Below are 281 nucleotides of genomic sequence, written 5' to 3'. Positions count from 1 at the left end.
CGTGCCCGCGCTCATCGCCGGCCAGCTCGCGACCGTGTTCGCGCTGCCCGCGACGGGGATCGGATACGCGGCGTTCCTCGCCGTGGTCGCCCTCGTCGCGCTGGCGCTGCGAGCCGGTGCCTCGAGTAGCGGCGTCCGCGCCGGTGCTCTGACCCCCGCCCGTTCGGGCGGATTCGAACACTCCGCGTGAGCGGACTCGAACAAGGAGAGAAGAAATGACAGAGATCTCGGATGCCGTCGTGCTCGTCACGGGCGCGAACGGCGGGCTGGGCACGGAATTC

At 70.5% G+C, this 281-nt stretch carries 1 pseudogene; it reads left to right on the top strand.

From position 1 onward, the window contains the following. Window positions 1-190: pseudogene (locus ACZ3HH_RS29695) on the top strand (hypothetical protein); the annotation flags it as partial. Window positions 191-281: the final 91 nt, after the last annotated feature.

The sequence above is a fragment of the Pseudomonas sp. PME37.24/025 genome (assembly GCF_055556615.1).
The sequence above is the reverse complement of the archived record's forward strand: the minus strand, read 5'-3'. Positions and strand labels throughout refer to the sequence as shown.